This window comes from Paenibacillus sp. FSL H8-0261 (assembly GCF_045040645.1).
Classification (GTDB): domain Bacteria; phylum Bacillota; class Bacilli; order Paenibacillales; family Paenibacillaceae; genus Paenibacillus_AQ.
The window spans coordinates 6,138,269-6,158,102 of record NZ_CP150297.1; the positions used below are offsets into that span (position 1 = coordinate 6,138,269).

Annotated in this window: 18 protein-coding genes; 2 read left to right on the plus strand and 16 right to left on the minus strand. The window is 39.7% G+C overall.

Annotated features, from left to right (window positions below):
• Window positions 1-11: 11 nt before the first annotated feature.
• The 4 genes from MHI27_RS27315 to MHI27_RS27330 form a co-directional block, all read right to left on the minus strand.
• A complete protein-coding gene (locus tag MHI27_RS27315; protein ID WP_076285532.1) occupies window positions 12-833 on the minus strand; it encodes a methyl-accepting chemotaxis protein in 822 nt (273 codons plus the stop codon).
• A gap of 225 nt (window positions 834-1,058) precedes the next feature.
• Complete coding sequence (gene ahpF, locus MHI27_RS27320) at window positions 1,059-2,588, minus strand: alkyl hydroperoxide reductase subunit F (protein ID WP_042192017.1); 1,530 nt, start codon at window positions 2,586-2,588, stop codon at window positions 1,059-1,061.
• A gap of 14 nt (window positions 2,589-2,602) precedes the next feature.
• On the minus strand, window positions 2,603-3,166 hold the full coding sequence (gene ahpC / locus MHI27_RS27325) for an alkyl hydroperoxide reductase subunit C (RefSeq protein WP_042192019.1): 564 nt from the start codon (window positions 3,164-3,166) through the stop codon (window positions 2,603-2,605).
• A gap of 229 nt (window positions 3,167-3,395) precedes the next feature.
• The gene (locus MHI27_RS27330; protein WP_405175079.1) at window positions 3,396-4,274 is read right to left on the minus strand and encodes an aminoglycoside phosphotransferase family protein; all 879 of its coding nucleotides are present in this window, start codon (window positions 4,272-4,274) and stop codon (window positions 3,396-3,398) included.
• Window positions 4,275-4,476: 202 nt separating this feature from the next.
• Between MHI27_RS27330 and MHI27_RS27335 the strand changes: the two genes are divergently transcribed.
• On the plus strand, window positions 4,477-5,397 hold the full coding sequence (locus MHI27_RS27335) for a phosphotransferase enzyme family protein (RefSeq protein WP_405175080.1): 921 nt from the start codon (window positions 4,477-4,479) through the stop codon (window positions 5,395-5,397).
• A 188-nt stretch (window positions 5,398-5,585) separates the two neighbouring features.
• Window positions 5,586-6,179: a YdeI family protein gene (locus MHI27_RS27340; protein WP_405175081.1), complete on the plus strand. Its 594-nt coding sequence runs from the start codon at window positions 5,586-5,588 to the stop codon at window positions 6,177-6,179.
• A gap of 67 nt (window positions 6,180-6,246) precedes the next feature.
• Here the strand turns inward: MHI27_RS27340 and MHI27_RS27345 are convergent, their stop codons facing one another.
• The 12 genes from MHI27_RS27345 to MHI27_RS27400 form a co-directional block, all read right to left on the minus strand.
• Complete coding sequence (locus tag MHI27_RS27345) at window positions 6,247-9,888, minus strand: alpha-amylase family glycosyl hydrolase (protein ID WP_405175082.1); 3,642 nt, start codon at window positions 9,886-9,888, stop codon at window positions 6,247-6,249.
• Between the two features lie 436 nt (window positions 9,889-10,324).
• Complete coding sequence (locus MHI27_RS27350; RefSeq protein ID WP_042192030.1) at window positions 10,325-10,822, minus strand: LURP-one-related/scramblase family protein; 498 nt, start codon at window positions 10,820-10,822, stop codon at window positions 10,325-10,327.
• A 246-nt stretch (window positions 10,823-11,068) separates the two neighbouring features.
• Entirely contained in the window at window positions 11,069-11,497 is a 429-nt protein-coding gene (locus MHI27_RS27355) for an SRPBCC domain-containing protein (RefSeq protein ID WP_405175083.1), read from the minus strand.
• 68 nt (window positions 11,498-11,565) lie between these two features.
• Window positions 11,566-11,970 carry a GNAT family N-acetyltransferase gene (locus MHI27_RS27360; protein WP_038573410.1) on the minus strand — a complete coding sequence of 135 codons (405 nt, stop codon included), beginning with the start codon at window positions 11,968-11,970 and terminating at the stop codon, window positions 11,566-11,568.
• A gap of 372 nt (window positions 11,971-12,342) precedes the next feature.
• Window positions 12,343-12,672 (minus strand): DUF6678 family protein, encoded by a 330-nt coding sequence (locus tag MHI27_RS27365; RefSeq protein WP_405175084.1) that lies wholly within the window; start codon window positions 12,670-12,672, stop codon window positions 12,343-12,345.
• A gap of 352 nt (window positions 12,673-13,024) precedes the next feature.
• Complete coding sequence (yidC, locus tag MHI27_RS27370) at window positions 13,025-13,867, minus strand: membrane protein insertase YidC (RefSeq protein WP_405175085.1); 843 nt, start codon at window positions 13,865-13,867, stop codon at window positions 13,025-13,027.
• 547 nt (window positions 13,868-14,414) lie between these two features.
• Window positions 14,415-14,903: a DUF2199 domain-containing protein gene (locus tag MHI27_RS27375; protein ID WP_379425453.1), complete on the minus strand. Its 489-nt coding sequence runs from the start codon at window positions 14,901-14,903 to the stop codon at window positions 14,415-14,417.
• 215 nt (window positions 14,904-15,118) lie between these two features.
• Complete coding sequence (locus MHI27_RS27380; protein ID WP_405175086.1) at window positions 15,119-15,787, minus strand: Type 1 glutamine amidotransferase-like domain-containing protein; 669 nt, start codon at window positions 15,785-15,787, stop codon at window positions 15,119-15,121.
• A 106-nt stretch (window positions 15,788-15,893) separates the two neighbouring features.
• Entirely contained in the window at window positions 15,894-16,394 is a 501-nt protein-coding gene (locus MHI27_RS27385) for a cysteine hydrolase family protein (RefSeq protein ID WP_405176808.1), read from the minus strand.
• A gap of 104 nt (window positions 16,395-16,498) precedes the next feature.
• On the minus strand, window positions 16,499-17,404 hold the full coding sequence (locus tag MHI27_RS27390) for an NAD(P)/FAD-dependent oxidoreductase (RefSeq protein ID WP_405175087.1): 906 nt from the start codon (window positions 17,402-17,404) through the stop codon (window positions 16,499-16,501).
• Window positions 17,405-17,664: 260 nt separating this feature from the next.
• On the minus strand, window positions 17,665-18,498 hold the full coding sequence (locus tag MHI27_RS27395) for an aldo/keto reductase (protein WP_042192046.1): 834 nt from the start codon (window positions 18,496-18,498) through the stop codon (window positions 17,665-17,667).
• Between the two features lie 301 nt (window positions 18,499-18,799).
• On the minus strand, window positions 18,800-19,765 hold the full coding sequence (locus tag MHI27_RS27400; RefSeq protein ID WP_405175088.1) for a glycoside hydrolase family 43 protein: 966 nt from the start codon (window positions 19,763-19,765) through the stop codon (window positions 18,800-18,802).
• Window positions 19,766-19,834 lie beyond the last annotated feature (69 nt).

Below are 19,834 nucleotides of genomic sequence, written 5' to 3' on the forward strand. Positions count from 1 at the left end.
TGATTCTCTTGCTACAATTTATTCGCAAACTCGTTAAGCTTTTGGGACATTATTTTTATTTCCTCAATAAATGCAGAAGTATGCTGAACAGATGCAGCCTGTTCTTGTCCGATCGCCGCTATCTTCTCTATCGAATTAGCCATTTGGTTCGTAATCCCCTTAATCTGTAACATGGTTTCATTTATGTTTTGAGTTGAAGAAACGGTTTCCCGTGAAAATTTCCGAATTTCCTTAGCTACGACTTCAAACCCTCTTCCCTTCTCACCTGCATGAGCTGCTTCTATTGCTGCATTCAGCCCGAGTAAATTCGTTTGGTCAGCAACCTTTTTAATAATCGATAGGACCTCTGTAGTATTCTCCACATCTCTACCAGCTTGTTGGGATTGAATAAGTAGTTGCTGAGAGTAATCCGCAAGTGAATTGGATCCATACGAAATATTATTGATTTGCTCATTGGCTTGGGTCAGTGATTCTGAGATCTGTTCTACAATAGCCTTTAATTCACTTTGTCTACGAATCTGAACTGCAATCCCGCCAATGACCTGACCGTTTTTATCGTGAAGAGGTGTCGCTGTACCCGTAAACTCGAATCCATAAAAGTTGGCCGGAACATCGGACTTTAATGCTTGATTCTCTCGTATAGCTATGTAAAGCGGTTCTTCTTTGTTTAAAAGCTGTCCTTCGGTAATGTTTAAATTAATGGTATCGCCAGGAAAATAAGCAACAAACCGATCCAAATCACATATGGCTATGGATAAATCAGCCGGAATAGATAATTTTATTATAGGTATAATCGCGATAAATTTGTCTAAAGATTCAATATTATTAATCACAGAAATATAGTCTCCATTCCAGCAAAAGGTTTCTCCAACCGTGCTAAATTCTTAATTTTGTTTAATTCATATTTGAAATATGTATTCGAGATATTCTCATAAAATCCTCCAAAAAAGTTTACAAATCCCCTTTTTTCTCCCACATCATACGGATAACATCCAAAAAAGCCCCCACTTTGTGAAAAGTGAGGGCTTTGGGTTACTTGCTTTTATTAACAGTATCGATTAGTTGCGGATCAGATAATCAAATGCACCTAAAGCTGCAGTTGCACCGGATCCCATCGAAATGATGATTTGTTTATAAGCACTATTAGTGCAATCGCCAGCAGCGAATACTCCTGGTACATTTGTAGCACCATGGCTATCTACAACGATCTCGCCAACGCGAGTACGTTCAACCATGTCACCTAACCAATCTGTGTTCGGAACCAAACCGATCTGTACAAACACACCCTGTAATTCAATATGGTGAGTTTCTTCTGTCGCACGATCGATATAAGAAATACCATCTACCTTATCAGTTCCGGTAATTTCTTTCGTTTGCACGTTTTTAAGCACAGTAACGTTAGGTAGGCTGTAAAGACGATCTTGCAGTACAGCATCTGCTTTGAGCTCTGGAGCAAATTCCAGAACCGTTACATGTTTCACTATACCCGCAAGGTCAATAGCTGCCTCAATCCCTGAATTACCGCCGCCGACAACGGCAACATCTTTGCCTGCAAACAAAGGACCATCACAGTGTGGGCAGTAGGCTACGCCTTTATTCTTGAATTCAGCTTCACCAGGCACACCCATATTGCGCCAACGAGCACCTGTCGACAGAATGACCGTCTTACTCTTTAGAACAGCACCGTTCTCGAGTTCAACTTCAATTAAATCATTCTTATCTAAACGTGTGGCACGTTGTAACTTCATCACATCAATGCCATACTCTTTCACTTGCTCTTCGAGTTTAGCCACTAGCTGAGGACCTTCAATGTAATTTACACTGATAAAGTTCTCAATGCCAAGTGTGTCGTTAACCTGTCCGCCTAAGCGTTCAGCGACAATCCCTGTGCGAATTCCTTTACGCGCTGCGTAAATTGCTGCACTTGCACCTGCTGGGCCACCGCCAACAACAAGAACATCATAAGGAGCTTTATTGTCAAACTCTGATGCGTCTACAGTACTACCCATTTTAGCTAGAATTTCTTCAACCGTCATACGACCACTTTCGAAAAATTCACCGTTAAGGTAAACGCTTGGAACAGACATAATTTCTTTGCGTTCTACCTCTTCTTTGAACACTCCGCCATCAATCATCGTATGGGTAATGCCAGGATTGAAGATACTCATTAGGTTCAGTGCTTGTACAACATCAGGGCAATTATGACAGCTTAGGCTGACATAAGTTTCAAACTTATATTCGCCATTAATGCTTTTGATCTGATCAATAACACTTTGCTCAACCTTAGGCGCTCTTCCGCTAACTTGCAGTAGAGCCAACACTAATGAAGTAAACTCATGTCCTAGCGGAGTTCCAGCAAAGGTTACGCCCGTATCTTCACCCACACGATTTACGCTAAAGCTTGGGGTTCTAGGCAGTTCGGTTTTTTCTACCGTTATCCTAGCTGACATTTTGGCAATTTCATCAACCAGCGCTTCCATCTCTTGAGATGCTTCGTCAGAGCCTGCACTGATTTTCAGTACTACGTCGCCTTCCAAGAGTTCTAGGTATTGAGCTAGTTGAGCTTTTATTTCTTGATCTAATTTCATTTAGCTTTCGCTCCTTAAATCTTACCTACAAGATCGAGACTTGGTTTAAGAGTTTCTGCACCTTCGGACCATTTCGCTGGGCAAACTTCACCTGGATGATTACGTACATATTGTGCTGCTTTGATTTTGTTAACAAGTGCACTAGCATCGCGACCAATACCACCAGCATTAATTTCAACGGTTTGGATAATACCGTCTGGATCAATGATGAATGTACCACGATCAGCAAGACCGTCAGCTTCGATCAGAACATCAAAGTTACGGGAAATCACATGAGAAGGATCGCCGATCATAATGTATTTTACCTTGCCAATAGCTGCAGAGCTTTCATGCCATGCTTTATGTGTAAAGTGAGTATCTGTGGAAACGGAATATACTTCAACACCCAATTGTTTCAGGGTTTCATATTGGTTTTGCAGATCTTCAAGTTCAGTTGGGCATACGAATGTAAAGTCAGCTGGGTAGAAGCAAACTACACTCCATTTACCTTTAAAGTTTTCTTCTGATACATCGATGAATTTCCCATCTTGAAATGCGCTTGCTTTGAATGGTAGGACTTCTGTTCCGATAAGTGACATATTATTTAAATCTCCTTTAAGTTTTATTTTTTGTGGATACAATATTCAAATCTGCAAACATCACATATCTGAATACTATTTGTAATTATTATAATTAACCAAATTAAGGCCTGTCAAGTTATTTATAATAATTCTAATATGATAATCGTTGTCAGTCGCTAAATGTTCATAAATTATCATACTTATGAACTAGTATGGGTTAGTTTACATGTTTTATGTAGAGCAATTTCTACAATTCGAAGTCATCTGCTATTAAATTGATAATATTTAAAGATTCTCTCGCTACCTTTGGGTTAGAGTACCGATTTCCATTATATGTGATTAACGCTTTCCATAAAGCCCATCCTCTTGCTCTATTCCAAGTCTCTTCATCCATCTGTAATACATCCTTGAATACCTTTCTACTATCCTCATCAAAAAAGGTCCATGCCATTGCCGCATCACAAGCAGGATCGCCTACACCCAAGATTCCGAAATCAATGACTGCACACAGCTTTCCATCTTTGACTAGTAAATTCCCTGGCGCAATATCTCCATGAACCCAAACCGGCTTGGAATTCCATTTAGAATCTAATGCTAATTCCCAGATTTCTCTCAATAGATCTTCTTTAAAAATATCTTTATTATGCTCAATCGCATGTCTAGACTCTTCATCATATACAGCTAAAGATCCACCTCTATAGAAATTATGTTCTCCTGCTAAAGGTCCCCCACTAGCATCAATAGATTGTAATTCTATTAAAAATGCTCCCAAATCTCTTGCAAACTGGTTAAGATTATTAATATTTTGGTACGTTAATGTCTCACCCTCTACCCACTTATTGATAGACCACGGCAATGGATATTCTTCGTTAGGCTTCCCTTTGACTAATGGTATTTGAATAGGTAACGTGAGTTCTTTACTTAATATGGGCAACCATAGTTGCTCTTTCTCTACTTGTGGAGCATAAGCTGCTGCACTTGGTAACCTCACGCTCATATGCTCACCTAAATGAAACGTACGATTATCATTCCCGCTGAATTTTACTGGCCTAATCTCTAAATCGGACCACGCGGGAAATTGTTCATTAATTAATCTTGCAACTAAATCGACGGTAATTGTATTCAATGTTTATCTCTCCAAACAAAAGTTATTTGTCACCTATCATAAAAAATATCGCTGAACAGCCCATATTCAACTTCGCTGTCATTATTGTAAAATACTTCCGTATATTTGTTTGTGACATAAGCTATCGTTAGTATTTACATATTGGATATACAGTAAAGATAATTTATATAGCCCAAGTTCTACTCAAAGGAGAATTCAGCTTATGAAAGTTGATAGTCTTATCGGTGAAATCAAGCGAGCCTATCAAATAAATATAGAGAATATCGAACTTCATCGAGAAATGATCGGTAAAGTATATTACTTACAGAATCAAGAACAAAAGTATATGTTTAAAATATACCGTAACTTTAAATCGGATGACGCCTTGCAGACGGTTCAGATCTTAGATTATTTAAAAGCAAATTCATATCCAGCAGTATCTGTGGTTAGAACTGTCGAAAATGATAGCCATATTATGCTTAGTAATCAGGTTGGTAGCTGCGTAGGTATATTATACGATTATGTCGAGGGCACAATGCCCGAGGTTAAGCTTGAGGCCGAGAGTATCGGAAATCAGATTGCAGAACTCCATAACCTAATGAAACTATATCCCAATAAACTTATTAACAGGACGAAAGTCGATTACATCGATGGCTATATCTCCAATATGAAAGAACTCCATTTTGATCCAGAAAAAATTCTAGAACTTAATCAATACGGTAATGAATTATGGGAACGCATCACTAGGCTCCCAAAAAACTTTTGTCACGGTGACCTTCATACGGGAAATATGATCAGAAACGAGCATGGCGAATATGTTCTCTTTGACTTTGACGACGCTTCAGGTGATTATTCGAGTATGGATGTTGCATATATGTGTGATGATACCCATTTTAATGAATTTCATGAATCAATGTATGATCAAACCTTACGTTTATACGAACGCTTTTATAATGGATATAGTAAAATACGCACACTGAGCGACAGGGAACTTCTTGCGATTTTCGATTTTATTGCGATCAGACATTTTCAAATTATCTCAAGAATAGTACAATGCCAAGGATTACAATGTATATCCAAAGAATTTTGCGATCAACAATATCACTGGCTTATGAAGTGGCAGGAAGTTTGCATTAAACATTGATACTTCTATTCGGTTCATATATACCTCGCTAACATAAGTTTTACTAGCCATTTCCATAAGAGACATCTAATATTATGTTAGCTTTACTAGTGTCTGTATGCAAACTATGCAATTAGATCAGCCACAAAAGGGACAAGCTAAGCAAGTTGAAATCTTAATATGATTACGAGGAAGAAGGGTGTTCCTTAATGACTAATAGTAAAACGAATCCTAAAGTGGACGGATTTCTAAGGAAAGTAAAACAGTGGCAGGAAGAATACGAGACGTTGAGAAATATCGTTCTTGACTGTGAGTTGACCGAAGACTTTAAATGGATGCATCCTTGTTACACGTTTGAGAACAAAAACATAGTCTTAATCCATGGATTTAAAGAATATATTGCACTGCTGTTTCATAAAGGTGTCTTATTAAAGGATACCCATGGGATTCTGATTCAACAAACGGAGAATGTACAAGCTGCACGCCAAATCCGGTTCACCAATGTTCAAGAGATCCTTGAAAAAGAAAGCATTATAAAAGACTATATTTATGAAGCCATCGAAGTTGAAAAAGCTGGTTTAGAAGTGGAATTTAAAAAGAATACAGATTTCATCATTCCTGATGAATTTCAAACTAAACTTGATGAAATGCCTGCCTTGAAAAATGCTTTTGAAGCCTTGACGCCCGGGCGGCAAAGAGCATACCTTCATCATTTTAATGAGCCCAAGCAATCCAAAACTCGAGTATCTAGGGTTGAAAAATGGATGCCGCAAATTCTGGATGGAAAAGGATTAAATGATTAAGTTGTATATGAAGAAGCAACCTTAGATCGGTGAACAATCCGAACTGAGGTTGCTTCTTCTCTCTTTACTACTTCAGGTAGGTTCCGGTTACTCCAATTCCACCGCTACCGTTCAATACATACACTCTAGCGTTTCCTTTTCCAGAGCATACCAGAGTGATTGTACCGTTAGTAACGTTTTTGGTATCGCCAGTCACCGCATCCACGTAAGTTCCATTCGGAATTCCGGTAAATGTTGCATTTCCTGAGATCGTAACTAACGCAAAGCTATCGATGCCTTTCGCGCTATCGGTATATCTTCTTTTAAATGCCAAATCACCGGATACATTTTCTGTGGAATACTGGCCTTTTTGCAAGGCTGGAACAGCTCTTCTGATTAAATTGAGTTGTCTAATATGTTTTGCCAAAGGATAGTTTAATGAATCGGCAAGTGTGCCAGTAGCATTTGTATACTTACCGTAGTCCTGAACAGTAACGCTACCCTCAATTTGATCACCAAAGTAAGCACGCCCTGTTGAGCTAAGCGGTGCATTCGGGCCTACATCGATGACTGATCCTTTTTTAAACTCGATTTCAGAACCATAATAGATCGCAGGTATTCCCCGGAAGGTGAACATCAGCGAGAGATTCTCAGCCCAAGTGTCTTGTGTCCCAGCAAATCGTTGATTCTCTGGGGCTTGGTCAGGTGCATAGTCATGAGAGTCAACATAAGTTACATTCCAAGTAGCATCGTTATAATATTGATCACCGCTCTTCATACTGAATGCTTCCTGCGCAGTCTTGAATGCCCAATGCATCGGGAAATCAATAACATCCATACCCGATTTCATCGAATAGTCAGGCGCGTGATAATTATTGCCTATTAAAAAAGCATTGTTCGAGGTTGGCTGCCCTGCTGTAGTAGAGTTATCTGCCCACTCTTGTTCCACTGACAGCTTGTTGGAAGCGTAGTCATTTTGTCCATCACCCGGATAGGCTTTCGAGCTTTTCCATGTATAGAATGGAGTCGATATTGCCGGAATCCCACTATTCCATACATCTCTGTACCGAGTAGCCACTTCACCAAAGACAAAGAAGTTTGAGCCCCCTCTTGTTTTCCAAGCAGGAACAAAGTATTTGTTAAAAATATACCGACTCACATGCTTCACAGTATCGACCCGGAAAGCATCAACACCCATATCAATATACTGATTATAGCTGTCAATTAGATACTGATTCACTACAGGATTTTCCGTGTTCAAGTCCACGGCGTCTCCTGCAATCTGTCCTGTCTGTACGGTGTAAGATTCCCAGGAAAGACTTTTTTCGGTATGGTACATGTTATTGTTGGTTTCCGCATTTTTCATGATTGCGAGTCTGGCCTGATATTGCTGATCAGGGGTCATCGTATCATAGTTAGCTGGCAGTTTATCCGTAATTTTAAGCATGTTATTTATGGTGTCCGCTGCAGTCGGATCTTTTTTGAACATAGGCAACAGATTCTCTTCCCCAAAATTACCGGTATGATTTACAACAACATCCTGAATAACCTTTATCCCTTTGGCATGAGCTGCATTAATCAATTCCTGATAAGAGGCTCCCGCTGATTCATATCTTGGATCTACTTTGGAAAAGTTAATCGCATGGTAGCCATGATAATCATATCCGCTGGCATTCTGCACCACTGGCGTAATCCAAATAGCACTGAATCCGAGCGCTTTGATGTAATCGAGCTTTTGAATCAGTCCCTTAAAGTCACCTCTCCAAGCTGGGTCTGAATCCGGATTTCCTGCTTTAGCATCCTCCCATGAATGTACATTGTTACTCGGATCACCATCATAGAATCGTGAAGTAATTACGAAATAAATGGTGTCTTCACGGAAATCGCCTTTATTTCCAATCGTATAAACAAAGCTCTGTTTCGTTTCATTTCCGGCACTATCAACCACCAGGAATTTAAGTGTCGTCGTCTTATTAATAAGAATGGACGGTCCTGCCAGAGCAGTTAAAGCATTGCCCGAGATATAGAGATTTGAACTGGTAGTTGGTTCCGTCCCATTATCTGTGTAATATGCAGTGGTCGTTGCCGCTTTGTTATCTTTTATATTAAAAGAGACGGTAACCGCAGAGCTTGAATTCCCAACAGGTAAATTCGCGGTTATCGTTGGGGCCTGCAGGTCGAGATTTAGGTCAATGACATAAGCAAAAGTGCCTACACTGCCTGCTTGACCTAAGGAGTTAACACCAAAAGCCTTGATAGTCGTAGTAGAAACTACTTGGATTGGAGCCGTGTATAAGGTAGAAGATGTCGTTGGTGTCGACCCGTCTGTCGTATAGTAGATTTTATCGCCAGTATTGATACTGGAGAGCTTCACAGTTTGGGTAGAATCATATGTCTTCGGCGTAGGAGAGACTGAAATCACGGGGATCTTCGGAATTTCTGGATTAGCGTCATACCACACATTATCTGCGTTATACCAGCTCTCTTTTACATTGCGGGACAAGTCGGCCGTCTGTTTGCCGTTGCCATCATTAAAGATAAGGCTTGTGCCGGTGGCGTTGGCAATAGTATAGCTGTACCAGTCGTTTCCGTCCGATTTCATCAGAATTCCTGGCCAAGCTCCGCTTGTCGGAACCGTTGTCGGACTCAGATTCCAGTAATGGATTCGGATCGTTGAGCTCCAGTTTGCTGGTTTCTTAAAATGAACCGTTAAGCCAGCCGAAGTTGGCGTTGGTGTTACGGTTGGTGTTGGTGTTGGTGTTGGTGTTGGTGTTGGTGTTGGTGTTGGCGTTGGTGTTGGTGTTACGGTTGGTGTTGGCGTAGGCGTCACTGTTGGCGTTGGTGTTACGGTTGGTGTTGGTGTAGGCGTCACGGTTGGCGTTGGTGTTACGGTTGGTGTTGGTGTAGGCGTCACGGTTGGCGTTGGTGTTACGGTTGGTGTTGGTGTAGGCGTCACGGTTGGCGTTGGTGTTACGGTTGGTGTTGGTGTTGCGGTAGGTGTTGGCGTTTCTGTGGCTGAAAGAGTTAGATAGTCGATATTGATATTCCCAGTATCATCCGAGTCATATTTGTAAGCGATCGTATTATTTCCTGCCTGTAAGGAGAGCGTTTCTGTTTGGTCACCCCATGCATCCCAATTTGGCAAGTTCGCTAAAGTGGTCTGCTTTACCTTTGCTCCATTCACATAAATGGAAACTTGCTTGGCACTGCCAGTCGCATTGGCATAGCGAAGCGTGACATTATAGGCGCCTGCAGCGGAAGATTGAACATTAAAGGTGGTAGTTGCTCCTGTGGTTGTGTATCCATCAACAAAACCAGTGCCGGTATATCCGGTGTGATTCGTATTTATTTTTGCGCTACCTGACAAGGCTGCGCTCTCAGCTTCATACTTCCCAGCAACCGGAATAACTACCGTCCAGTTCTTCCCTCCGTTGCTGTCCCAGCTATCCGTCGGGGCTGTGATGTGATAACAATAAATGAGTGTTGCGCCCTCCTGCACATTGAGGTTGGCCGTAAACGTGGTTCCACTTTTAGACATGACTGTGTCCGTAGTATTCGTCCAATTATTCGTAGTCCAATGCAGTGTCACAGAAGATGCTGTGGTGTTCGTATAGGAGACTGTATAATCAGTGTTGCTGGCTGAAGCCCCGCCCGATAAACCGAATAAACTAAAGATTAGCGAAAAAATGATCAACCAAGAAACAAACCGCCTAGATTGTTTTCGTACCAATTAAATAACCTCCTCATTAATTTTAAGTGCAAATTACGTTGCGCAAACGTTTGCAAAAATGAAAAAAAAAGAAACAATCTAACTTATCAATCTCCTCCTTCATAGAAAATATGGAAAAACCTCATTGTATGCGTTTACAAATAGAACTATTGAGAAATCCTCAGGTTACAGATAGCTCCATATCTAATGAATTTTCCCTGTTTATGATTATAGGCTCCAACCTTTTCCGGGTCAATGCATCTTTTAGGCTAAAAACATAAAAATTTAAGAGTTTAAATACAAAAGTTCAATCGTTTTCATTCATCAGTTGTTCAAGGCATTTTAAAATCTTAAACTACCGCTATTTATAGAACTAGGCTCTATACTTTCGTAACTATTCTAGTATGATTTTATGAAATATTAATTCCTTAAACATATTATTTTGTATGTCCCTAAATTAAATCGTCGCTGATGAGGAAGCAGTTGCTTGGTCAGCTTTTACACAATCAATTGCAACAACGAACGCAATTATGATTGCCTCCATCTCCTCATTTAGTATTTGAACCTTGTAGCTATCACCCCAAGTGAACCACTCCTTATTCACTTTACCTATGACTACACCATGCTGCAAGACCTGAAAATCCATGTCCCACCAGTTACCATGTACCTCAATGTCAGCCGCATCAATCGTATAGCGTGCTTTAAAGAAAGAAAACTCCTTCTTAATCGTTAACACCTCTCGGCCATTGACCTCAACAAAAAACTTCGGTAAAAAACTAAATACCTTCTTCGTAATAAGTGCGACTTCATCTCTTGTTGTATTCATAATGGAGAACGTCTTTGGTATTTGCATAAAACTGCCCTCTACATAATAGACATCCTGCTCCTGCTGATTCTTTACCGTAAATTTACCACTTAGACTGAATACCTTCTGCTTTATATAAAGTTGCTTCATTCCAATACCTCCTTCGATATAAGCATATTATTAAAGCGCAGATTTCATCATAGATATTAATAGTGATAGCCACCTAACCATGAACTACCTTTCGTTAACCCTCTCATTATTGAACTATAGTTTCCCAATAGTTGAACCGAATGATTGTAAAAACTTGGGTGAAAACTTCTTCGTACTTACCCAGTATTTCCGAAATCATTTCTCGGGATCATGTACTTTAGTCACCCATCCGTGTTTTCAATGGTTCTAAAACTTCCGTTTATGATACGGAAGACCCTCGCCTTCTTCGCAATACTGTTTAAGACTGTACAAAAAAATAGCCCAGTTATAATTACATACGCGATAAAATGAAGTCACCTCCTCCCAATTCATCTGACGAAAAATGATTGAAGTCTTCCCGTTTTTTTCCTTCATATCAAAAGAAATTGTCGTACCTATCCATTCTGGATCTGAATCAACACACTGCCACAAAATCTTTTTATCGGGAACAAGCTCATCAACTCGCATCTTTGTTAAACCTTTGCCGCCGAATTGGAACTCATTTATACAACCGATCTGATCATTGACTATTAGTTCATTTGTCCATATTTCTGAAAGTCCTTTTGCAGTGGTTAATGCTTCATATACCGTTGAAGCTGGAACATTCACGGTCTGTAAGTGCTCGATATTTGCCATATTGCTCATCCCCTTTTTTTAAGGATTTAATTTATGTAATTATTTGTATACGAAAATTATACCATCAATCATATCAACTCTGAGATGAACATTGGTGTAGCTCCATCCTCTGTATTAAAGCCAAATTTATTATAGAAATCCACTGCATGAGGATAAGAAATTAATACTTTTGTTTTACACCCTTTATATCTATCAAGCATTATATTCATCATTTCCTTACCTATACCTATACTCTGATAACTCGGATTAATAAGCATATAATGAAAATATACCGTTAAAACACCATCTGACAAAGCATTTATTAAACCCACAAGCTTTCCTCCTTCCCAAGCGGTAACAATTGAATGAGACCCTCCGATTGCTTGTAAAAGCTCGTTTGGGTACTTGCCAGACTCCCATTCTACCGAAAGAAATAACTCTTGGAGTGCATCCTTAGTGATATCCTCTTTGCTTGAAGCGTAATAAATACTCACCCTATACCTTCCTTTCATAAAACTAACTACGGCACAACATCTGTTTTAAACTCCCATATTTCGATGGTTTTGCAATCCTTACGAAGCCATAAAATAATATAGACAAAGCAATTTCGGATTTATCAAAGTGAATAATCACTTTAATTACCTCAATATACTCTTAAAAATATGTATAGAAAATGGATTAACTGAAGTGGAATTTGTATTTATTTACATTAAAGGATTCATGAGAATACTTCTTTTACCTAAGCATACTAATCCTAAGAGGTTTATAGCGTTAATTTGCCCGTTAGTTGAATAAAGGCAGCTGATCGCGTTGACTGACGGCTGCCTAATCGTATTTGAGCTAACGCTACCCATTGGTGTAATTACTCAAATATAATCAATGAATTCATTAGTTTTGTTATATCCATAAATTATGATGGAGTCAGTAGTTACTTCACCTGGAACATGTATTTTTTTCAGGATTTGAATTAAATCAGTTTTTATCAAGTCATCTTCAGCATGAATTTCTAACCACTCAATAAATTTGTAGCCACCATCTGAAAAATGGTAATACCAATCTCCATCCCAAAGGCTGATATAGCCAGTATCAATGTCTTTAGTCCTCCATTTGGTTGGAACAGCATAGTTGAGCATTGCTTGTCTTATTTCTTCCCATTTTGTGTTGTTCATTAAAGGTTTTAGTTCATTTGAATCCATATATTCACCTTTTTCTCCCATCAGTACTGCAAGTGTTTATTCCAGCTTATCATTTTCTCTTGTACAAAACTGCCCGTTAGCAGAACAAAGCTGCCGATTCAAGTCGGCAGCTTCGTTCTGGTGTTATTGAGCTATAGTTTCCCATTAGCTTAATCGTTATTTATGATACGGTTCTCCGCGCTGTCTGTAACGGTAAGTTTTAGGGCCATCCTTTTGTGGGATGGCCCTTTCATTTTTCTCATTATGTTGAACTATGTTCCCCGTTAACGAGCCGCCAACATAAAAAACAGAGCATCTGAGGTCACGCCTCAGATGCCTTGTATTTAGTATTGTTTTATGACCTGGTTCAATTTCATAAATCTTCTACACCGGTGGGTAAGTTTTTACTCGCTACATTTGGCTTCGTGTACATTTTATTGAGTATGATCGTTTGCACGATAATGAATATACCGCCAACTGCCCAATATAATGGTAACGCGGCGGGCATCTGAAAAGAAAATACACCCATCATGATCGGTGACAACAATCCGATGAAAGCCATTTGGTTATTTTGATTTTGCTGATACTGCGCTGAAACGGATTGAGACACGCGGAACTGAACGTAATACACCGCAGCGGCAATAAGCGGCAAAATCATATCTGTTTTCCCCAAGCTAAACCACAGAAAATCGTCCGCTGCAATCTCTGGGGTACGACGAATGGCGTAGTAAAATGCGAGGGTGATCGGCCATTGGAGAAGCATCGGTAAACACCCCATATTTAAGGGATTAAATTGATGCTTCTGGTAGAGCTGCATCATCTCGACTTGCTGTTGTTTTTTTGCATCCGCACTGCCGTCGTTCTTATACTTCTCCTTAAGTGCAGTTAACTCCGGCTGGAGGACGGCCATCTTTTCTTTCATGTCCATTTGTTTCTTGGTTTGATTCATCATGAGCGGCATGATCGCGAGTCTGATGATGAAAGTCATCAGCACGATCGATAATCCGTAGTTTCCGTGAAATGCATTCGCGAAGAATTTGATCAAGATCGAAAATGGATAAATAAAAAAGTGGTTAAATATCCCTGCTGAATCGGCATTAATCGAGTTTGATTGGGATGCTGTCGAACACCCGCTGAGCACAATGATCGGAATAACTCCAATCATCATGACGAGAATGGGCTTGGCCCATTTTTGAAGCAACAAAATCTTTTTCATCGTTGTCCTCCCTAATTGAAAGTATGGAATATCAATGTGGGGAAGGACTATGGTCTTCTTCATTAGGTGCTTCTCTTCGTCTGGCGGTACGTACTATCCACCGCTGAATGCTGCTCGGTTGTGACAGTCTGACAGCTACAAACCAAGTTAAACCGGCTGGAGCAATTTCATAACCCCAGTGTATCTCTTGTGTAGAAAAATAGGTGAATGGAATTGACACTAAGGAATAGATGAGAGCGATCGAGAACGCCAATTGAACCAAGTCATAAAAATGCTCCAGCCAAGTTCACCTCTGTATGAGCCATATTGGAAAAATTTGAATAATGATTATACGTTAGAGAAAACTGTGTGGTTTCACTAACCTGCCCGTTAGTTGAACAAATAAAAAATGGCTGCCGAAGCAACCGCTATCCCACTAATGTGCCCCGCTTGCTTAATCGACATTACGCACCAGTCCGATAGACTTAGCCTTGCAGGGTTATCTGCTGATTACGCCTCACCGAAAAACCCTTAGCAGACCAAGGAGAGCAACTTTCAAATTCTTCTCTTACAGACTATGATTTATTAAATGAGCAATTTCTTTAACTCTCTCCATTGTAATTCCTTCTCTTTGTTCAACTGCAAGTGGATGATTCGTTTGTTCTAATTCTATTAACGGAACAGCACCAACTTCTTGTGTATGTACCATTGTCTTTAACGATAATGTAGTTATTGGATATATTGAAAGTTCAGTCGATAACCAACCAAAATAAGGTTTTTCAGTTTCCCTTCCTTCTACGTGCAATAATTCATTAGATTTCAAAAAGTTTTCTTCACTAAGAGAAACCCAAACACTCCATATAAATTTCTCTTTACTATCAATTATTGGTATTTCAATATGTCCTCTAATAAAGAAATGCTGTTCATCAATTACACAAAAATCTCTAATTAATTCTGTTCTTTTCTCTTCTGGTACAGTGTAAAAATAATAGGGTGCTTCACTTCCGTAACATAAAGGAAGTTCACTTAATTCGTTGTTACAGTGAGGGCATTTCATGTTTTCTGCTCCTTATAGTTTCTCGCTGATTTCTTATAACGTCTTATTCGCGAAATTACTGAGTTATCCTGCCCGTTAGTTCAATAAAATGAACAGCTAGCATCTGCCGGACATAGAAAGACCGCCATTGAAGGCGGTCTAAAAAATTTATCATTTCTGCCCAACAATAAGTCCTGGGGATATTAAAAACCTGAGATGATTCGCTGTAAGCCTAATTAGAGCGTCTCAACCAATTTCTGAATCTTTGAGTGGGAAATTAAATATACAGGACCCATTATTTCTATTTTGCCTTCCTTTACACGCATTGCACTCTCCTGTTCTGCCGCATAAACATCAATCTCTTCAGACAAGGGGAACAGGTAACCTTGAACAAACGTAGCATAGTCGCGTTTAGAATGAGATTCATAGGCAAAATGATCAAAGCCAATACCATCATAAATAGTACTTGTTTCAACTTCATTGCCAGTGTTTTTCAAGCATAACCATTTTGCAGCCATGTTTATCGCACCGGCGCTGGCACCCATTATAACGGCATTGCTGTTCTTAATAACATTTGATAATTCATAATCCGCCAAAAAATCGTTTTGCAAAACAGAATCTCCACCACATAAAAAAATGACAGAAGCGTTGTGAATTAATCGCTGGGCATCTTCCTTCTGCATGCGGTAATCGATGAAATGATATTCATCAAAAATAATGTTAGCCTGATTTAACCATGTACATTCAGAAACATCATCAATGTTAATTTGCTCACCTGTATAACCAGACGGTTCAGCGCTAATCATAACAAGCGATTTTCTGTCTTGTATATCCTCATGCAAACAATGGACCAGCCTCTCTGGAAAAAAATTATTAAACCAACTGAGATAGTAGTGAGTACTCAAACTTAATTACCTCCATATGTATTTTTCACAATAATAAAATGAAGTTACATATTAGTTATCTAATACGTAACTCCAATTATAAACAATAGCTTCTATTAGTAGAATCTCAAGCAATGGTCTCCATTAAAAATTCGATCACCGGGTAAGAGATCATATGCCGATCACGGTAAATCGAGGTAATAGCATCTGGCCGTGTGCTAAGGATTGCCTTCTGTAAAAGGGCTGCTTGAAAGCCTCTTTCTTGTGCACCGTTAATAGTAAAGGTTACACAATGTTCTGCGGCGAAGCCCGCAACGATGATGAATTCAACACCATGTTCACGTAGCAGTTGTTCCAAATCCGTTTTCCAAAAAGCATTAGAGAATTCTTTCGCCATCTGGATGTCCGTGGGTGCTACTGTAATTTCCGGTATACTATTTCTTGCTTCTGGATCTGTATCCGAATTCGCCCCTTCCATGTCTTGTATATGGATGACGATTTGGTCCTTCGCACGAAGTAACCCAGACACATGATTAATGTATTCACAAGCCTCACTTACATTTAATTTCTCCATATGATCGTGTAAGAAAAGATTTTGCATATCAACAATTAGGAATCCAATTTTTATTTTGAACTACCCCTCTCAGAATAAATATAGCTAGTTTCTATATTAATCTGGATGTAGATTCAGCTCAAGGGAATAAATGAATTAGACTATTTTGTACAATAGCATCATACGTTACGCCATTCCTCTTCATTCAGCTCGTTGTTAATGCCGACCCCAGCTAAGGAGCCCATAGAAGCGGCAATAATGGCTTGATGAAGATGTGTTGCTGCATCACCGGCACTATAAACGCCTGGAACGTTCGTTTTACCGAGATTATCAACGATGACTGTTCCTGTTTCTGTGAGTTCACAACCAATGGCTTGTGGCAAATCGGACCCGATCATAAGCTTCGGTCTAAAAAATATCCCCGTACATACGATGCTAGTACCATCCTTCAACACAACTTGCTGCACCATGCCATTGTCAGATTCGATCGACTGAATCGGTGTGTCAAAGACAGGAATGTTATGTTGCTGAAGTTCCTCGCGTTGTGCATCCGTTAAGTCATCAGATCCATTAGTACATATGGTAATCTTTTTTGTCCAACCAGATAACACTTGGGCCATACGCGTTGCATCGGCTCCCTTAACAATTACGACAAGAGGCTGATCTCTTAGTTCCCATCCATCACAATAGGGGCAGATAAAGGCGCTTTTACCATATACGTCTGAGAGTCCCTTAATATCCATCGGGAGGTCCTTCATCCCTATGGCGAAGAGCACTTTTTTACTTTGAAAAGTCTGACCCTGAACCGTCGTAATTTGAAAATCGCCATCGGTTCCCGTAATCGATAGGGCGGTATCTTCCGCAAAAGTAACGGATGGATAGGCACTAATCTGCTCCTTCGCAATCCTCCTAAATTCGCCTGGACTTATAGAATCTCTAGTAAGAAAGCCATGCGTTTCTCGAGTAACCCTATTACGTGCGCGTCCTTCATCAATAACAACCATACTTTTTCTTGCCCTGCCTAGCACCAGAGCAGCATTTAGACCTGCCGGTCCTCCACCGATAATTACACAATCATGAGTCATACTAATTCTCCCTTTCGCTTTTCAATTTACATTAAAGATATTAGAGACTTGTGTTATCTCTAATTTTTCCTAAAAAAAGAACGGATCTTACTCCGTCATTATAATTGTTGCCAGATCCACTATTTTCTTGTTTCTAGATACTAAGAATAATTCCTTTAAGTATTCCAATTAAAGACTTTGTGAATCTATAATAACTTTAATAAATCTAAAAGGCAAGGATTTTTCTATTTAATCATTGCCCTCTTGGAATTCCAACTAAATTACCGCAAAAGTGTAGTAGCCCATAAAAACAGCTTGTTGTCAGGATTAACAAATCCCTTTTTGTTTTTATCTAATGTCGATATTTGTTTCATTTCCTCATCAGATAAACTAAAATCAAAGATTTCCAGATTCGCCTTTAATCTTGCAGGATTAACCGACTTGGGAATAACCCCAACATTGCGCTCAATGTTCCATCTTAACATAACTTGAGCCGTTGTTTTACCGTGTCTTTCAGCAATGCTTGTTAATATAGGGTTATCGAATAAATTTTTATTTCCATGTCCAAAAGGACTCCACGCTACATGTTGGATATTCTTATTCACCATATAATTATGCAAGTCGGGCTGCTGTAAAAACGGATTCGTATGAATTTGATTTACTGCAGGTACTATTGAGCCATGCTTCAATACATCACTCAGGTGCGTTTGTTCAAAGTTAGACACACCAATGGCTCTGATTTTACCCTCTTTGTACAATTCCTCTAATATCAACCAGCTCTCAACATATTTTGGGGATGGCCAATGGATCAAATAAAGATCTATATAATCTGTCCCCAGTTTTTTCAAACTCATTTCAAAAGCCTGTTTCGTTCTTTTACCATGATCTGAATTCCACAGTTTTGTTGTAATAAATATATCCTTTCGATTTACACCTGATTTTTTAATTGTACTTGCAACAAGTTCCTCATTATGATAAAAAGCGGCGGTGTCAATATGCTTATATCCATTTCTCAATGCCCAAATGATTGCATCTTCGTGTTCATTTTTCATTTGGTATACACCCAATCCGACTTTTGGTAACAAAACCCCATTATTTAATAGGTAATTTTCCATAGAATAATCCTCCCATACACTATTATTTTATATCAGCTGAGTCAGTCGATTCTGATAGCATTCCAGCAACTTCTTTCTATTCCTTGAATAAGCTCTGGAGTCTCAATTATTTTTCCATGTTGAATGTAGTTCTTCAATAAAACTTAAAACTTATTTATAAAAAAAGCAATCAGAATATTAGAAATTTTTTCCTGTAATATGAAGATGAAAAGACAAATAAGGATGTCTCTGAAGTATTAGCTTCAAGACATCCTTAAGTAGGTCTTCATAAGGAACTCATAGAAAGTGTCGAGTCGTTCGGTTAGAGCTCTACCGGCCGGATTCTGCCGTCTTCTTCATAATGAAGCTCTGTAAATTTCATACTACGTTTATGGTCCACGCCGCCAGAAAGCGATGCGTCATGATAGAACAAATACCATTTCTCGTTAAATTCCACGATAGAATGATGAGTCGTCCAGCCAACGACTGGATTCAGGATCGTTCCTTGAAAAACAAAAGGTCCGCAAGGCTTATCACTCACCGCGTAGACGATCTTATGGGTTGTGCCAGTAGAGTACGAGAGATAGTATTTCCCTTTATACTTGTGCATCCATGGACCCTCGAAGTACCTCCTGTCTTCATCACCCGCAAGGATTGAGTTCCCTTCTTCATCAATAATGGTAATCTCCTGAGGGTCACATTTGAATGACAACATGTCTTCACTCAGCTCACCCACCCAAGGACCGTAAGCCGGTTCCTCTGGACCCTTTTCTAGCGCATCTTGTTGAAAAATACCGTCTTGCCACTTTTCTAATTGTCCACCCCATAAGCCGCCAAAATACATGTAGGCTCTTTCGTCCTCGTCCACGAATACGGCTGGATCGATGCTGAAGCTCCCTTCGATATAGCTTTCTTGAGCCTGGAAAGGACCAGACGGAGAAGTAGACGTAGCCACTCCGATACGGAAAATACCTTCCTTGTCCCGGGCCGGGAAAAACAAATAATACGTCCCCTGCCGGTACGCGGCATCGGGCGCCCACATTTGCTTCGAAGCCCAAGGCACATCCCGAAGATGAAGCGCCTCTCCATGATCTACACAAGGGGATGTAGGATCTTCCAAGGAAAACACATGATAATCTTCCATCGCATATTGGTCACCATTATCATTTGTAGGTCCATCATGGTCAATATCATGGGATGGGTAAATATACAGCTTGCCCTCAAATACATGAGCGGAGGGATCGGCTGTATAGAGATGGGTAACTAACGGTTCATTTTTTGTTGCCATAATAGGACTCTCCTCCTGATTGAGATTACGCCTGTTGATTAGCCAAGCAGAAATGGATTTTACCGTCCT

Bases quoted from the DNA above. Each gene is read 5' to 3' on its own strand.
- ahpF (WP_042192017.1), bottom strand. From the start codon at position 2,588: ATGAAATTAGATCAAGAAATAAAAGCTCAACTAGCTCAATACCTAGAA.
- ahpC (WP_042192019.1), bottom strand. From the start codon at position 3,166: ATGTCACTTATCGGAACAGAAGTCCTACCATTCAAAGCAAGCGCATTT.
- MHI27_RS27335 (WP_405175080.1), top strand. From the start codon at position 4,477: ATGAAAGTTGATAGTCTTATCGGTGAAATCAAGCGAGCCTATCAAATA.
- MHI27_RS27340 (WP_405175081.1), top strand. From the start codon at position 5,586: ATGACTAATAGTAAAACGAATCCTAAAGTGGACGGATTTCTAAGGAAA.
- MHI27_RS27350 (WP_042192030.1), bottom strand. From the start codon at position 10,822: ATGAAGCAACTTTATATAAAGCAGAAGGTATTCAGTCTAAGTGGTAAA.
- MHI27_RS27355 (WP_405175083.1), bottom strand. From the start codon at position 11,497: ATGGCAAATATCGAGCACTTACAGACCGTGAATGTTCCAGCTTCAACG.
- MHI27_RS27365 (WP_405175084.1), bottom strand. From the start codon at position 12,672: ATGGATTCAAATGAACTAAAACCTTTAATGAACAACACAAAATGGGAA.
- yidC (WP_405175085.1), bottom strand. From the start codon at position 13,867: ATGAAAAAGATTTTGTTGCTTCAAAAATGGGCCAAGCCCATTCTCGTC.
- MHI27_RS27375 (WP_379425453.1), bottom strand. From the start codon at position 14,903: ATGAAATGCCCTCACTGTAACAACGAATTAAGTGAACTTCCTTTATGT.
- MHI27_RS27390 (WP_405175087.1), bottom strand. From the start codon at position 17,404: ATGACTCATGATTGTGTAATTATCGGTGGAGGACCGGCAGGTCTAAAT.
- MHI27_RS27395 (WP_042192046.1), bottom strand. From the start codon at position 18,498: ATGGAAAATTACCTATTAAATAATGGGGTTTTGTTACCAAAAGTCGGA.
- MHI27_RS27400 (WP_405175088.1), bottom strand. From the start codon at position 19,765: ATGGCAACAAAAAATGAACCGTTAGTTACCCATCTCTATACAGCCGAT.